Annotated in this window: 13 protein-coding genes, 1 pseudogene and 1 other annotated feature; of the genes and pseudogenes, 10 read left to right on the top strand and 4 right to left on the bottom strand. The window is 52.1% G+C overall.

The features are described 5' to 3' along the window. Positions 1 to 94: pseudogene (locus tag E0D98_RS28460) on the bottom strand (hypothetical protein); the annotation flags it as partial. A 277-nt stretch (positions 95 to 371) separates the two neighbouring features. Here E0D98_RS28460 and dgoR point away from each other — a divergent pair. The 5 genes from dgoR to E0D98_RS16115 all read left to right on the top strand — a co-directional run bounded on the left by dgoR (position 372) and on the right by E0D98_RS16115 (position 5,094). Further along, entirely contained in the window at positions 372 to 1,061 is a 690-nt protein-coding gene (gene dgoR, locus E0D98_RS16135) for a D-galactonate utilization transcriptional regulator DgoR (protein ID WP_000174305.1), read from the top strand. Next, positions 1,058 to 1,936: a 2-dehydro-3-deoxygalactonokinase gene (dgoK, locus tag E0D98_RS16130; RefSeq protein WP_000127112.1), complete on the top strand. Its 879-nt coding sequence runs from the start codon at positions 1,058 to 1,060 to the stop codon at positions 1,934 to 1,936. Before dgoR ends, dgoK begins: the two co-directional genes overlap by 4 nt. Continuing rightward, entirely contained in the window at positions 1,920 to 2,537 is a 618-nt protein-coding gene (gene dgoA, locus E0D98_RS16125; RefSeq protein WP_001198699.1) for a 2-dehydro-3-deoxy-6-phosphogalactonate aldolase, read from the top strand. The genes dgoK and dgoA overlap by 17 nt, the downstream gene beginning before the upstream one ends. Then, positions 2,534 to 3,682, top strand: coding sequence for a galactonate dehydratase (gene dgoD / locus E0D98_RS16120; protein ID WP_000705001.1), 1,149 nt, complete (start codon positions 2,534 to 2,536; stop codon positions 3,680 to 3,682). The genes dgoA and dgoD overlap by 4 nt, the downstream gene beginning before the upstream one ends. Before the next feature lie 74 nt (positions 3,683 to 3,756). Beyond that, the gene (locus E0D98_RS16115; protein ID WP_000253455.1) at positions 3,757 to 5,094 is read left to right on the top strand and encodes an MFS transporter; all 1,338 of its coding nucleotides are present in this window, start codon (positions 3,757 to 3,759) and stop codon (positions 5,092 to 5,094) included. Here E0D98_RS16115 and cbrA read toward each other — a convergent pair. After that, complete coding sequence (gene cbrA, locus E0D98_RS16110) at positions 5,091 to 6,155, bottom strand: colicin M resistance lipid reductase CbrA (RefSeq protein ID WP_001298958.1); 1,065 nt, start codon at positions 6,153 to 6,155, stop codon at positions 5,091 to 5,093. The genes E0D98_RS16115 and cbrA overlap by 4 nt on opposite strands. A 100-nt stretch (positions 6,156 to 6,255) precedes the next feature. Between cbrA and E0D98_RS16105 the strand changes: the two genes are divergently transcribed. Then, on the top strand, positions 6,256 to 7,470 hold the full coding sequence (locus E0D98_RS16105; protein ID WP_001295245.1) for a DUF3748 domain-containing protein: 1,215 nt from the start codon (positions 6,256 to 6,258) through the stop codon (positions 7,468 to 7,470). Between the two features lies 1 nt (position 7,471). On the opposite strand, the gene E0D98_RS16100 is transcribed toward E0D98_RS16105, so the two are convergent. After that, complete coding sequence (locus tag E0D98_RS16100) at positions 7,472 to 7,804, bottom strand: YceK/YidQ family lipoprotein (RefSeq protein WP_000620888.1); 333 nt, start codon at positions 7,802 to 7,804, stop codon at positions 7,472 to 7,474. A gap of 239 nt (positions 7,805 to 8,043) precedes the next feature. Beyond that, positions 8,044 to 8,116, top strand: a sequence feature (ROSE (Repression Of Heat Shock gene Expression) occurs in the 5'-region of heat shock genes and acts as an RNA thermometer to modulate expression.). Between E0D98_RS16100 and ibpA the strand changes: the two genes are divergently transcribed. The 3 genes from ibpA to E0D98_RS16085 all read left to right on the top strand — a co-directional run bounded on the left by ibpA (position 8,110) and on the right by E0D98_RS16085 (position 10,921). Then, entirely contained in the window at positions 8,110 to 8,523 is a 414-nt protein-coding gene (gene ibpA, locus E0D98_RS16095; protein WP_001243437.1) for a small heat shock chaperone IbpA, read from the top strand. Its footprint overlaps the feature before it by 7 nt. Positions 8,524 to 8,634: 111 nt before the next feature. Beyond that, positions 8,635 to 9,063, top strand: coding sequence for a small heat shock chaperone IbpB (gene ibpB / locus E0D98_RS16090; RefSeq protein ID WP_001243431.1), 429 nt, complete (start codon positions 8,635 to 8,637; stop codon positions 9,061 to 9,063). A 196-nt stretch (positions 9,064 to 9,259) separates the two neighbouring features. Beyond that, positions 9,260 to 10,921, top strand: coding sequence for a putative transporter (locus tag E0D98_RS16085; RefSeq protein ID WP_001279752.1), 1,662 nt, complete (start codon positions 9,260 to 9,262; stop codon positions 10,919 to 10,921). Here the strand turns inward: E0D98_RS16085 and E0D98_RS16080 are convergent. Continuing rightward, positions 10,918 to 11,634: a GntR family transcriptional regulator gene (locus E0D98_RS16080; RefSeq protein WP_001300779.1), complete on the bottom strand. Its 717-nt coding sequence runs from the start codon at positions 11,632 to 11,634 to the stop codon at positions 10,918 to 10,920. The genes E0D98_RS16085 and E0D98_RS16080 overlap by 4 nt on opposite strands. A gap of 294 nt (positions 11,635 to 11,928) precedes the next feature. Between E0D98_RS16080 and E0D98_RS16075 the strand changes: the two genes are divergently transcribed. Beyond that, positions 11,929 to 12,855 (top strand): PTS transporter subunit EIIC (locus tag E0D98_RS16075; protein WP_085011985.1); only part of this gene is annotated, 927 nt, incomplete at its 3' end.

Genomic DNA, 12,855 nt, shown 5'->3' with positions numbered 1-12,855 from the left:
GGGAAACCAGAGCATACGAGATACAGCCTGAAAGCATCAGCGCCAGTGGGAATAAACCGGCAGCCTTAAAAAATCCCTTAAAATTCAACTTCATGATTAATCCTTTAAACGAGTAGCTAAGCCGTTGAAAGCATACTCTTCTTTCCCTCCTGTTTAGCGCCTGATATCCCTTTTCAGATTTCTGCCCGACGCATGTCATTTTTTTATGCATTGTTCTTTTTGTGATCTAAATTGTAGTACAACAATATAAGTTTGTACTACATTACGCACACGGCAAACGCGAACGTCATCACGCTGGTACTACAAAGTTGCCGCGTTATGCATCGATCGGGGTAAAGTAGAGAAGAACATACAGAGCACAAGGACTCTCCATGACTCTCAATAAAACCGATCGCATTGTCATTACGCTGGGTAAACAGATCGTTCACGGCAAATACGTACCTGGCTCGCCACTTCCGGCTGAGGCGGAGCTCTGTGAAGAGTTTGCAACCTCGCGCAACATCATCCGTGAGGTGTTCCGTTCGCTGATGGCGAAGCGGCTGATTGAAATGAAACGTTATCGCGGGGCGTTTGTGGCACCGCGTAACCAGTGGAATTACCTCGACACTGACGTACTGCAATGGGTGTTGGAAAACGACTACGACCCACGGCTTATCAGTGCCATGAGCGAAGTGCGAAATCTGGTGGAACCGGCGATTGCCCGTTGGGCAGCAGAGCGCGCGACCTCCAGCGATCTGGCGCAGATTGAATCGGCGCTGAACGAGATGATTGCCAACAATCAGGACCGCGAAGCGTTTAACGAAGCGGATATTCGCTACCACGAGGCGGTGCTGCAGTCGGTGCATAACCCGGTGTTACAGCAACTTAGCATTGCGATCAGTTCGCTGCAGCGGGCGGTTTTTGAACGAACCTGGATGGGCGATGAGGCCAACATGCCGCAAACGCTCCAGGAACATAAGGCGCTGTTCGATGCGATACGGCATCAGGACGGCGATGCGGCAGAGCAGGCGGCGCTTACCATGATCGCCAGCTCGACACGAAGGTTAAAGGAAATCACATGACAGCTCGCTACATCGCAATTGACTGGGGATCGACCAATCTTCGCGCCTGGCTTTATCAGGGCGACCACTGCCTGGAGAGCAGGCAATCAGAAGCAGGCGTCACGCGCCTGAACGGAAAATCTCCGGCTGCGGTGTTAGCAGAAGTCACGACCGACTGGCGTGAAGAGAATACGCCAGTGGTAATGGCAGGAATGGTCGGCAGCAATGTCGGCTGGAAAGTTGCTCCGTATTTATCTGTTCCTGCCCGTTTTTCGTCTATTGGCGAACAATTAACGTCTGTTGGCGACAATATCTGGATTATTCCCGGATTATGCGTCTCTCATGACGATAACCACAATGTGATGCGCGGCGAAGAAACACAATTGATCGGCGCGCGAACTCTGGCTCCTTCCTCTCTTTATGTTATGCCCGGTACGCATTGCAAATGGGTGCAGGCCGATAGCCAGCAAATCAACGATTTTCGCACCGTGATGACCGGTGAACTACATCATTTACTGTTAAATCACTCATTGATTGGCGCAGGTTTGCCGCCGCAGGAAAACTCTGCCGATGCCTTCGCGGCTGGCCTTGAGCGCGGCCTTAATGCGCCCGCCATATTGCCGCAGCTTTTTGAAGTTCGCGCCTCGCATGTGCTGGGAACACTTCCCCGCGAACAGGTCAGCGAATTTCTCTCTGGTTTGTTGATTGGCGCAGAGGTTGCCAGTATGCGCGACTATGTGACCCATCAACACGCCATCACCCTTGTCGCCGGAACATCGCTGACCGCGCGCTACCAGCAAGCCTTTCAGGCGATGGGTTGCGACGTGACGGCGGTGGCGGGCGACACGGCATTTCAGGCTGGTATAAGGAGCATCGCTCATGCAGTGGCAAACTAAACTTCCGCTGATCGCCATTTTGCGCGGCATTAAGCCCGACGAGGCGCTGGCGCATGTTGGCGCGGTGATTGACGCCGGGTTCGACGCGGTTGAAATCCCGCTGAATTCCCCACAATGGGAGCAAAGCATTCCCGCCATCGTTGATGCGTATGGCGACAAGGCGTTGATTGGCGCAGGTACGGTACTGAAACCTGAACAGGTCGATGCGCTCGCCAGGATGGGCTGTCAGCTCATCGTTACGCCCAATATCCATAGTGAAGTGATCCGCCGTGCGGTGGGCTACGGCATGACCGTCTGCCCCGGCTGCGCGACGGCGACCGAAGCCTTTACCGCGCTCGAAGCGGGCGCGCAGGCGCTGAAAATATTTCCGTCATCGGCTTTTGGTCCGCAATACATCAAAGCGTTAAAAGCGGTATTGCCATCGGACATCGCAGTCTTTGCCGTTGGCGGCGTGACGCCAGAAAACCTGGCGCAGTGGATAGACGCAGGTTGTGCTGGGGCGGGCTTAGGCAGCGATCTCTATCGCGCCGGGCAGTCCGTAGAACGCACCGCGCAGCAGGCAGCAGCATTTGTTAAGGCGTATCGAGAGGCAGTGCAATGAAAATCACCAAAATTACCACGTATCGTTTACCTCCCCGCTGGATGTTCCTGAAAATTGAAACCGATGAAGGCGTGGTCGGTTGGGGCGAGCCCGTGATTGAAGGCCGCGCCCGTACGGTGGAAGCGGCAGTTCACGAGCTGGGTGACTATTTGATTGGTCAGGATCCTTCGCGCATCAATGACTTATGGCAAGTGATGTATCGCGCCGGATTTTATCGTGGCGGTCCAATCCTGATGAGCGCCATTGCCGGGATCGACCAGGCGTTATGGGATATCAAAGGCAAAGTGCTGAATGCGCCGGTCTGGCAACTGATGGGCGGCCTGGTTCGCGACAAAATTAAAGCCTACAGTTGGGTCGGCGGCGATCGTCCGGCGGATGTTATCGACGGCATTAAAACCCTGCGCGAAATCGGCTTCGATACCTTCAAACTGAACGGTTGTGAAGAACTGGGGCTAATTGATAACTCCCGCGCGGTAGATGCGGCAGTCAACACCGTGGCACAAATTCGTGAAGCTTTTGGCAATCAGATTGAGTTTGGTCTTGATTTCCACGGTCGCGTCAGCGCGCCAATGGCGAAAGTGCTGATTAAAGAACTGGAGCCGTATCGCCCGCTGTTTATTGAAGAGCCGGTGCTGGCGGAACAAGCCGAATACTACCCGAAACTGGCGGCACAAACGCATATTCCACTGGCGGCGGGTGAGCGCATGTTCTCACGTTTCGATTTTAAACGCGTGCTGGAGGCAGGCGGTATTTCGATTCTGCAACCGGATCTCTCCCATGCAGGCGGTATTACCGAATGCTACAAAATTGCTGGAATGGCAGAAGCCTATGATGTGACCCTTGCGCCGCACTGTCCGCTCGGACCGATTGCACTGGCGGCTTGCCTGCATATCGACTTTGTTTCCTATAACGCGGTACTTCAGGAACAAAGTATGGGCATTCATTACAACAAAGGCGCGGAGTTACTCGACTTTGTGAAAAACAAAGAAGACTTCAGTATGGTTGGCGGCTTCTTTAAACCGTTAACGAAACCGGGCTTAGGTGTGGAAATCGACGAAGCTAAAGTTATTGAGTTCAGTAAAAATGCCCCGGACTGGCGTAATCCGCTCTGGCGTCATGAAGATAACAGCGTAGCAGAGTGGTAATTCCTGCCACGTAAGCCCCTCATCGGGCACTAAAACAGCAATACAAAAATATAACCCTCTGTAAATTACAGGGCATGGTGAGCGGCTTCGCTATGCCCAAAATCTGGAGAAAGCTCGCTATGGATATTCCCGTTAATGCAGCAAAGCCGGGGCGTCGGCGTTATCTGACGCTGGTGATGATCTTTATTACGGTGGTCATTTGTTATGTTGACCGCGCTAACCTGGCCGTGGCTTCCGCCCATATTCAGGAAGAGTTCGGCATTACGAAAGCGGAAATGGGCTATGTATTTTCGGCCTTCGCCTGGCTTTATACGCTATGCCAGATCCCCGGCGGTTGGTTTTTAGATCGCGTAGGTTCTCGCGTGACTTATTTTATTGCGATATTTGGTTGGTCAGTGGCGACTTTATTCCAGGGCTTTGCCACGGGATTAATGTCATTAATTGGTCTGCGTGCGATAACCGGTATTTTCGAAGCGCCCGCTTTCCCGACCAATAACCGGATGGTGACCAGCTGGTTCCCGGAACATGAACGCGCTTCCGCCGTTGGTTTTTATACGTCTGGTCAGTTTGTCGGTCTGGCGTTTTTGACTCCGCTGCTGATCTGGATTCAGGAGATGTTGAGCTGGCACTGGGTGTTCATTGTCACTGGTGGTATCGGCATTATCTGGTCGCTGATTTGGTTTAAGGTTTATCAGCCGCCGCGCCTGACCAAAGGTATCAGCAAAGCTGAACTGGATTACATTCGTGATGGCGGCGGTCTGGTGGATGGTGATGCGCCGGTGAAGAAAGAGGCGCGTCAGCCGTTAACAGCCAAAGACTGGAAACTGGTGTTCCATCGTAAACTGATCGGCGTTTATCTTGGGCAATTTGCGGTGGCTTCTACACTGTGGTTTTTCTTAACCTGGTTCCCAAACTATTTAACCCAGGAAAAAGGAATCACGGCGCTGAAAGCAGGCTTTATGACCACGGTGCCATTCCTCGCGGCGTTTGTCGGCGTCCTGCTCTCTGGCTGGGTCGCGGATCTGCTGGTACGTAAGGGCTTTTCACTGGGCTTTGCGCGTAAAACGCCGATTATCTGCGGCTTGCTGATCTCCACCTGCATTATGGGCGCTAACTACACCAACGATCCGATGATGATTATGTGCCTGATGGCGCTGGCATTCTTCGGCAACGGTTTTGCTTCGATTACCTGGTCGCTGGTCTCTTCTCTGGCACCGATGCGCCTGATTGGTTTAACCGGCGGCGTGTTTAACTTCGCCGGTGGTCTGGGCGGCATCACCGTTCCGCTGGTGGTGGGGTACCTGGCGCAGGGTTACGGTTTCGCACCTGCACTGGTTTATATCTCCGCCGTCGCGTTGATTGGCGCGCTCTCTTACATCCTGCTGGTGGGCGATGTGAAGCGCGTTGGCTAATCTTTCAACTGTGGAATATGCGCCATACCACTGCGCATAATCCACTTTCTTAAAGCCGGTGCGGTCAGGCATCGGCTTTTTACTATCTTGCCGAAGAGTTTTAAACGCAGTTTGCGGGTGGCGCGCCAGTAAGCGGTATTGAGCTTCTCTGGCTGCTTCAGTAACACCGCACGCAGAATGTCTGCGCTATCCAGCGCATAGCTAATCCCCTCCAGCGAACTGGCGCTGATAAATCCTGCCGCTTCGCCAATCAGAAAGGCGTTGTCCTTACCGCAGACAAAATCCTGCCAGCGTGAGGGAAACAGCACCGTGCATTTTTCGCTTTTCACCGCCTTACCAAACTGGAACTGAAAGGCGCTCATTTTCTCTTTCAGCGTCGTGAAACGCGTCTGACCGTCTTTCATTGGATAAGCACCGCCAAAGATAAAATAACCGTCTTTGCTGATACTCCATGAATAACAGTTAGTTATCGAATTATCAAAGATGCAGGAGTAGAACGGCACCGGATGTTTCTCCGCGAACCACTGCTGGATAGCGACATATTTACGGATTTGATGATCCGGGTAGAGATGTCGCCGCACCATCGAGTTTGCGCCATCGGCACCGACCAGATAGCGGGCGGTAATATGTTGCTCCCAGCCGTCTGCACGAAAAATGACATGCCATTTATCATCCTCACGCCAGATTTTTCGGCACAGGCTATCGTGATAAACCTCAACGCTGGTGGGGATCAGCGATTTCATCCACAAGTCGAAAGCATGGCGATTAATATTGATATAGCTTCGCTGGTAGTTACGCGTGAGCGATGCGGCGACGTCGACAGTTTTGACGCTGAAAATCTGTGGATTGGCGATCACATCGACAGGAAGCGTCAGTCCATCGCGAATAAAAGATCGCTGCGCGTCCGGTGCCAGCAGACCGCCGCAAGGTTTGCTGAAACCTTCAGTACCACACTGGTGCTTTTTATCCAGCGCGATCACCTGCATTTTGCCTGCTAATTTTCGCGCCAACGCCGATCCTGCCGGGCCGAGGCCAATAATCGCCACGTCGAAATGTTCCATCTTTTCACTCACATTCATCACGATGGCAAAAGACTATTGTCTGAAAGTGAAGTCCTTGTGAAGTATGATGGCGGGAACCGTTTTGTATCAGGACCGCGCCATGAAACAGATAACCTTTGCTCCCCGTAATCACCTGCTCACCAATACCAATACCTGGACGCCCGACAGCCAGTGGCTGGTATTTGACGTGCGTCCTTCTGGGGCGTCGTTTACCGGCGAGACCATTGAGCGTGTGAATATCCATACCGGCGAGGTCGAGGTTATCTATCGCGCGTCACAGGGCGCACACGTCGGCGTGGTGACCGTTCATCCGAAGTCAGAGAAATATGTTTTCATCCATGGCCCGGAAAATCCTGATGAAACATGGCATTACGATTTCCATCATCGACGCGGAGTCATTGCTGAAGGCGGCAAGGTGAGCAATCTCGATGCAATGGATATTACCGCGCCGTATACGCCAGGAGCGCTGCGCGGCGGCAGCCATGTGCATGTCTTTAGCCCGAACGGTGAAAGGGTGAGCTTTACCTATAACGACCATGTAATGCATGAACTCGATCCGGCGCTGGATTTGCGAAACGTCGGTGTTGCTGCGCCGTTTGGCCCGGTCAACGTACAAAAGCAGCATCCGCGTGAATACAGCGGTAGCCACTGGTGCGTGCTGGTGAGTAAAACCACGCCCACGCCGCAGCCTGGCAGCGATGAAATCAATCGTGCTTATGAAGAAGGATGGGTAGGAAATCACGCGCTGGCGTTTATTGGCGACACACTTTCGCCAAAGGGCGAGAAAGTGCCGGAGCTGTTTATCGTTGAGTTACCGCAAGATGAAGCTGGCTGGAAAGCGGCAGGTGATGCGCCGTTAAGTGGAACGGAAACCACCCTGCCCGCGCCACCGCGCGGCGTCGTGCAGCGACGTTTAACCTTTACCCACCATCGGGCTTATCCGGGGTTAGTCAACGTCCCGCGCCACTGGGTGCGCTGTAATCCGCAGGGTACGCAAATCGCGTTTTTAATGCGTGATGATAACGGCATTGTGCAACTGTGGCTTATCTCGCCACAGGGCGGCGAGCCGCGCCAGTTAACCCATAACAAAACGGATATTCAGTCTGCATTTAACTGGCATCCGTCAGGAGAATGGTTGGGCTTTGTGCTGGATAATCGAATTGCTTGTGCCCATGCGCAAAGCGGCGAGGTTGAGTATTTAACCGAAAACCACGCCAATCCACCTTCTGCGGACGCCGTGGTCTTCTCGCCGGATGGTCAGTGGCTGGCGTGGATGGAAGGCGGCCAGCTGTGGATCACCGAAACTGATCGCTAAATCAGTTATCAGGCATTCTGGCCGGTGGAATAACCGCATTGGTGGCTTGCGCGTTGGCTTCGCTTTTTTCAACGCGTGAGCGCACCGAACTGTCTTTGCGGAACACATCCCACGGCAGTAAAAGCGTGTCCATCACAGCGGTAAACGGCATATCGAGAATCGCCAGCGACTTAGTGCCCCAGTTGGTTTCATCGTCGCCAATCATGGTTGCGCTGGCGCGGGTGCCGGGATACGTTCCTTCTTTCCCTCCGGTATGGGACATCACGCTGGAGCATCCTCCGAGTAATGTCATTCCGCTGCATATCATGAACGCTAACAACACATTTCTTATCATAATAAATTCATCTGTTGATCGTGGGTGTTGGCCTGATGAGTTATAGCGATCCCTTGCTGAAAATAACATCATCATTACGTCGCACTGTGGCGGCTATCGCACTTTAACGTTTCGTGCTGCCCCCTCAGTCTATGCAATAGACCATAAACTGCAAAAAAAAGTCCGCTGATAAGGCTTGAAAAGTTCATTTCCAGACCCATTTTTACATCGTAGCCGATGAGGACGCGCCTGATGGGTGTTCTGGCTACCTGACCTGTCCATTGTGGAAGGTCTTACATTCTCGCTGATTTCAGGAGCTATTGATTATGCGTAACTTTGATTTATCCCCGCTTTACCGTTCTGCTATTGGATTTGACCGTTTGTTTAACCACTTAGAAAACAACCAGAGCCAGAGTAATGGCGGCTACCCTCCGTATAACGTTGAACTGGTAGACGAAAACCATTACCGCATTGCTATCGCTGTGGCTGGTTTTGCTGAGAGCGAACTGGAAATTACCGCCCAGGATAATCTGCTGGTGGTGAAAGGTGCTCACGCCGACGAACAAAAAGAGCGCACCTATCTGTACCAGGGCATCGCTGAACGCAACTTTGAACGCAAATTCCAGTTAGCTGAGAACATTCATGTTCGTGGCGCTAACCTGGTAAATGGTTTGCTGTATATCGATCTCGAACGCGTGATTCCGGAAGCGAAAAAACCGCGCCGTATCGAAATCAACTAATTCCCTAAGGCCGCCTGGCGCGGCCTGACATCTCCATGCTCGCCGTCAGGGAGCATATGCGAATCTTCGGATTTGCAGGTACTTACTCGCTTCTTAGAAGGAGAAATGACTATGCGTAACTTCGATTTATCCCCACTGATGCGTCAATGGATCGGTTTTGACAAACTGGCCAACGCACTGCAAAACGCCGGTGAAAGCCAGAGCTTCCCGCCGTACAACATTGAGAAAAGCGACGATAACCACTACCGCATTACCCTTGCGCTGGCAGGTTTCCGTCAGGAAGATTTAGAGATTCAACTGGAAGGTACGCGCCTGAGCGTAAAAGGCACGCCGGAGCAGCCAAAAGAAGAGAAAAAATGGCTGCATCAAGGGCTTATGAATCAGCCATTTAGCCTGAGCTTTACGCTGGCTGAAAATATGGAAGTCTCTGGCGCAACCTTCGTAAACGGTTTACTGCATATTGATTTAATTCGTAATGAGCCTGAACCCATCGCAGCGCAGCGTATCGCTATCAGCGAACGTCCCGCGTTAAATAGCTAACTAGCTATTCTCTTTGCCCCGCCATTCTGGTGGGGCTTTTTTTGTCTTACTTACTCAACAATGCGTTAAATTTCGACTGTTTAAGATATTTCGGCACGTTCTTTCCCGTGATAATGTGCGCTATAAGGCAAATCTGCTTCACCGATTCAGCCATAATCCGTAGCAATTAAAAATGTTATCTCAAGAGAAATGGACGATGAGTGATATAGCATTAACGGTCAGTATTCTGGCTTTGGTGGCAGTCGTCGGTTTGTTTATCGGCAATGTCAAATTTCGCGGCATAGGATTAGGTATTGGCGGCGTGCTGTTTGGTGGGATCATCGTCGGCCATTTTGTTTCTCAGGCGGGGATGACATTAAGTAGCGATATGCTGCATGTTATTCAGGAATTTGGCCTGATCCTGTTCGTTTATACTATCGGGATTCAGGTAGGGCCGGGCTTCTTTGCCTCATTGCGCGTCTCCGGATTACGCCTCAACCTGTTTGCTGTTCTGATCGTCATCATCGGTGGTCTGGTTACCGCCATCCTGCATAAACTGTTTGATATTCCACTGCCGGTAGTGCTGGGGATTTTCTCCGGTGCGGTTACCAATACGCCAGCGCTGGGGGCAGGGCAGCAGATTTTGCGCGACCTGGGTACACCAATGGAAATGGTCGATCAGATGGGGATGAGTTACGCGATGGCGTATCCATTCGGCATTTGCGGGATTTTGTTCACCATGTGGATGTTGCGGGTTATTTTCCGCGTCAATGTCGAGACAGAAGCTCAGCAGCACGAGTCTTCACGCACCAATGGCGGCGCGCTGATCAAGACTATCAATATTCGCGTTGAGAACCCTAACCTGCATGATTTAGCCATTAAAGATGTACCGATTCTCAACGGCGACAAAATTATCTGCTCGCGTCTGAAACGCGAAGAAACCCTAAAAGTTCCTTCGCCAGATACCATTATTCAACTGGGCGATTTGCTGCATCTGGTGGGTCAGCCAGCGGATTTACATAATGCGCAACTGGTGATTGGTCAGGAGGTCGATACTTCGCTGTCCACGAAAGGCACTGATTTGCGCGTCGAGCGTGTGGTGGTCACCAATGAAAACGTGCTCGGAAAACGTATTCGCGACCTGCACTTTAAAGAACGCTATGACGTTGTTATCTCGCGCCTGAACCGTGCCGGGGTCGAACTGGTCGCCAGTGGCGATATCAGCCTGCAGTTCGGCGATATCCTCAATCTGGTGGGGCGTCCGTCCGCAATTGATGCCGTTGCCAATGTGCTGGGGAATGCGCAGCAAAAACTGCAACAGGTTCAGATGCTGCCAGTGTTTATTGGCATCGGGCTTGGCGTATTGTTAGGTTCTATTCCCGTCTTTGTGCCTGGGTTCCCGGCCGCGTTGAAACTGGGGCTGGCGGGCGGTCCGCTGATTATGGCGTTGATCCTCGGGCGTATCGGCAGTATCGGCAAGCTGTACTGGTTTATGCCGCCAAGTGCCAACCTCGCGCTGCGGGAGCTGGGGATCGTGCTGTTCCTCTCGGTCGTTGGTCTGAAATCTGGTGGGGATTTTGTGAATACCCTGGTCAATGGCGAAGGGCTAAGCTGGATTGGTTATGGTGCCCTGATCACCGCCGTTCCGCTGATTACTGTTGGCATTCTGGCGCGGATGTTAGCCAAAATGAATTACCTGACCATGTGCGGGATGCTGGCAGGTTCCATGACCGATCCTCCGGCGCTGGCGTTTGCTAATAATCTTCATCCAACCAGTGGTGCGGCGGCGCTCTCTTACGCCACTGTCTATCCGTTAGTGATGTTTCTGCGCATTATCACCCCCCAATTACTGGCGGTGCTCTTCTGGAGTATCGGTTAACTCTTTTCCGGGTGGAGTCGCCGTAAATGGTACTCCACCTGGTATTCGCTGGCATTTCTGAACATCACTGAATAATTCAAAAACTCCCCGCTCTCGCTATATGACAACGAGGTGATCCGCAGCAGTGGCGTGTGTTCCGCTACCTTCATTTGCCGCGCCAGCAGTCTATCGGCGAGCACTGGCGTCAGGCTTTCATAATTACCGCCAATCAAAATCCCGCACTCTTGTTCAATATATTCAAACTTCGACCCTTCCAGATGTTGCAGCGAAAGATTACGGAACAGTTTTACCGGCATATAGCTGTCTTCCAGCATCAGCGGTTTCCCTTCCACAAAACGAACGCGACGGGAGAAGTAGATCTGCTCGTTGATTTGAATCCGTAACTGGCTGGCAATGGCCGGAGGCGCAGGCATGATTTCAAAAATCAGCACCTGGCTGGTGACCGTTTTTCCCTGCCGTTTTAACACCTCCACCAGCCCGGTCAGGCTGGCGGTTTGATGCAGTACATCTTTGCGCACCAGGTAAGTGCCGCTGCCGTGGCGGCGGACCACCAATCCCCACGCTACCAGCAGGTCAATGGCTTTACGGATGGTCATCCGCGATACCGCAAATTCTTCCGCCAACTTTTTTTCACCGGGAAGAAGGCTATTTAGCGTGAAATCTGCGGAATTAAGTCGAATTCTTAACCGCTCCGCAATGCTTTTGTAGATCATCTCTAGATCTCTTTTTTGCCTGCAAGCCCGGGTAATGCGCCCACAAGTTCTGCTTAATCGATTGAAAAAACATCTTTTTTTAAAGATGTGTTCGATGCTGTGTACCAGTGCTCACAGATGTCTACTTTTTCGCGAAAACGTAGATCTCTACCGCCCAACGAAAAGCATGAAAGCGATCACGAATCCCATTGGGTCGTCATGTTCTGCCGATCGCATCTTCCTATCCTCGCTCCAGGCCTGCCGCATAACCAATCAGGCTTCCTACTTACAGAATTGAGAAAAGAGGATGTGGAAATGCTCAGTCAAATTCAACGCTTTGGCGGCGCGATGTTCACGCCAGTGCTGCTGTTTCCCTTCGCCGGGATTGTGGTGGGTCTTGCCATCTTGCTGCAAAACCCGATGTTTGTCAGGGAATCACTGACCGATCCGAACAGTTTATTCGCGCAAATCGTACACATTATTGAAGAGGGCGGTTGGACGGTATTCCGTAATATGCCGCTGATTTTTGCTGTCGGTTTACCCATTGGCCTTGCTAAGCAAGCGCAGGGACGTGCTTGTCTGGCGGTGATGGTGAGTTTCCTGACCTGGAACTATTTCATCAATGCGATGGGAATGACCTGGGGAAGCTACTTCGGCGTCGATTTCACTCAGGACGCGGTGGCAGGTAGCGGTCTGACAATGATGGCTGGGATTAAAACCCTCGATACCAGCATTATCGGCGCAATTATCATTTCCGGCATTGTGACGGCGCTGCATAACCGTCTGTTCGATAAAAAACTGCCGGTTTTTCTCGGCATTTTCCAGGGGACGTCTTATGTGGTGATTATCGCCTTCCTGGTGATGATCCCCTGTGCCTGGCTGACGTTGCTCGGCTGGCCAAAAGTACAAATGGGGATTGAATCTCTGCAAGCGTTCCTGCGTTCGGCGGGTGCACTTGGGGTCTGGGTTTACACCTTCCTCGAACGTATTCTGATCCCAACCGGTTTACACCACTTCATCTACGGACAGTTTATCTTTGGTCCGGCAGCTGTTGAAGGCGGCATTCAGATGTACTGGGCGCAGCATCTGCAAGAGTTCAGTTTGAGCGCCGAGCCGCTGAAATCGTTGTTCCCGGAAGGCGGTTTTGCCCTGCACGGTAACTCAAAAATCTTTGGTGCCGTGGGCATTTCTTTAGCGATGTACTTCACTGCCGCACCGGAAAATCGGGTAAAAGTGGCGGGC

It is taken from the genome of Escherichia sp. KCJ4928 (assembly GCF_004352695.1).
GTDB lineage: Bacteria > Pseudomonadota > Gammaproteobacteria > Enterobacterales > Enterobacteriaceae > ECMA0423.
This window is presented reverse-complemented; position numbering and strand designations above follow the sequence as displayed.

Bases quoted from the DNA above. Each gene is read 5' to 3' on its own strand.
- dgoR (WP_000174305.1), top strand. From the start codon at position 372: ATGACTCTCAATAAAACCGATCGCATTGTCATTACGCTGGGTAAACAG.
- dgoK (WP_000127112.1), top strand. From the start codon at position 1,058: ATGACAGCTCGCTACATCGCAATTGACTGGGGATCGACCAATCTTCGC.
- dgoA (WP_001198699.1), top strand. From the start codon at position 1,920: ATGCAGTGGCAAACTAAACTTCCGCTGATCGCCATTTTGCGCGGCATT.
- dgoD (WP_000705001.1), top strand. From the start codon at position 2,534: ATGAAAATCACCAAAATTACCACGTATCGTTTACCTCCCCGCTGGATG.
- E0D98_RS16115 (WP_000253455.1), top strand. From the start codon at position 3,757: ATGGTGAGCGGCTTCGCTATGCCCAAAATCTGGAGAAAGCTCGCTATG.
- cbrA (WP_001298958.1), bottom strand. From the start codon at position 6,155: ATGGAACATTTCGACGTGGCGATTATTGGCCTCGGCCCGGCAGGATCG.
- E0D98_RS16105 (WP_001295245.1), top strand. From the start codon at position 6,256: ATGAAACAGATAACCTTTGCTCCCCGTAATCACCTGCTCACCAATACC.
- E0D98_RS16100 (WP_000620888.1), bottom strand. From the start codon at position 7,804: ATGATAAGAAATGTGTTGTTAGCGTTCATGATATGCAGCGGAATGACA.
- ibpA (WP_001243437.1), top strand. From the start codon at position 8,110: ATGCGTAACTTTGATTTATCCCCGCTTTACCGTTCTGCTATTGGATTT.
- ibpB (WP_001243431.1), top strand. From the start codon at position 8,635: ATGCGTAACTTCGATTTATCCCCACTGATGCGTCAATGGATCGGTTTT.
- E0D98_RS16085 (WP_001279752.1), top strand. From the start codon at position 9,260: ATGAGTGATATAGCATTAACGGTCAGTATTCTGGCTTTGGTGGCAGTC.
- E0D98_RS16080 (WP_001300779.1), bottom strand. From the start codon at position 11,634: ATGATCTACAAAAGCATTGCGGAGCGGTTAAGAATTCGACTTAATTCC.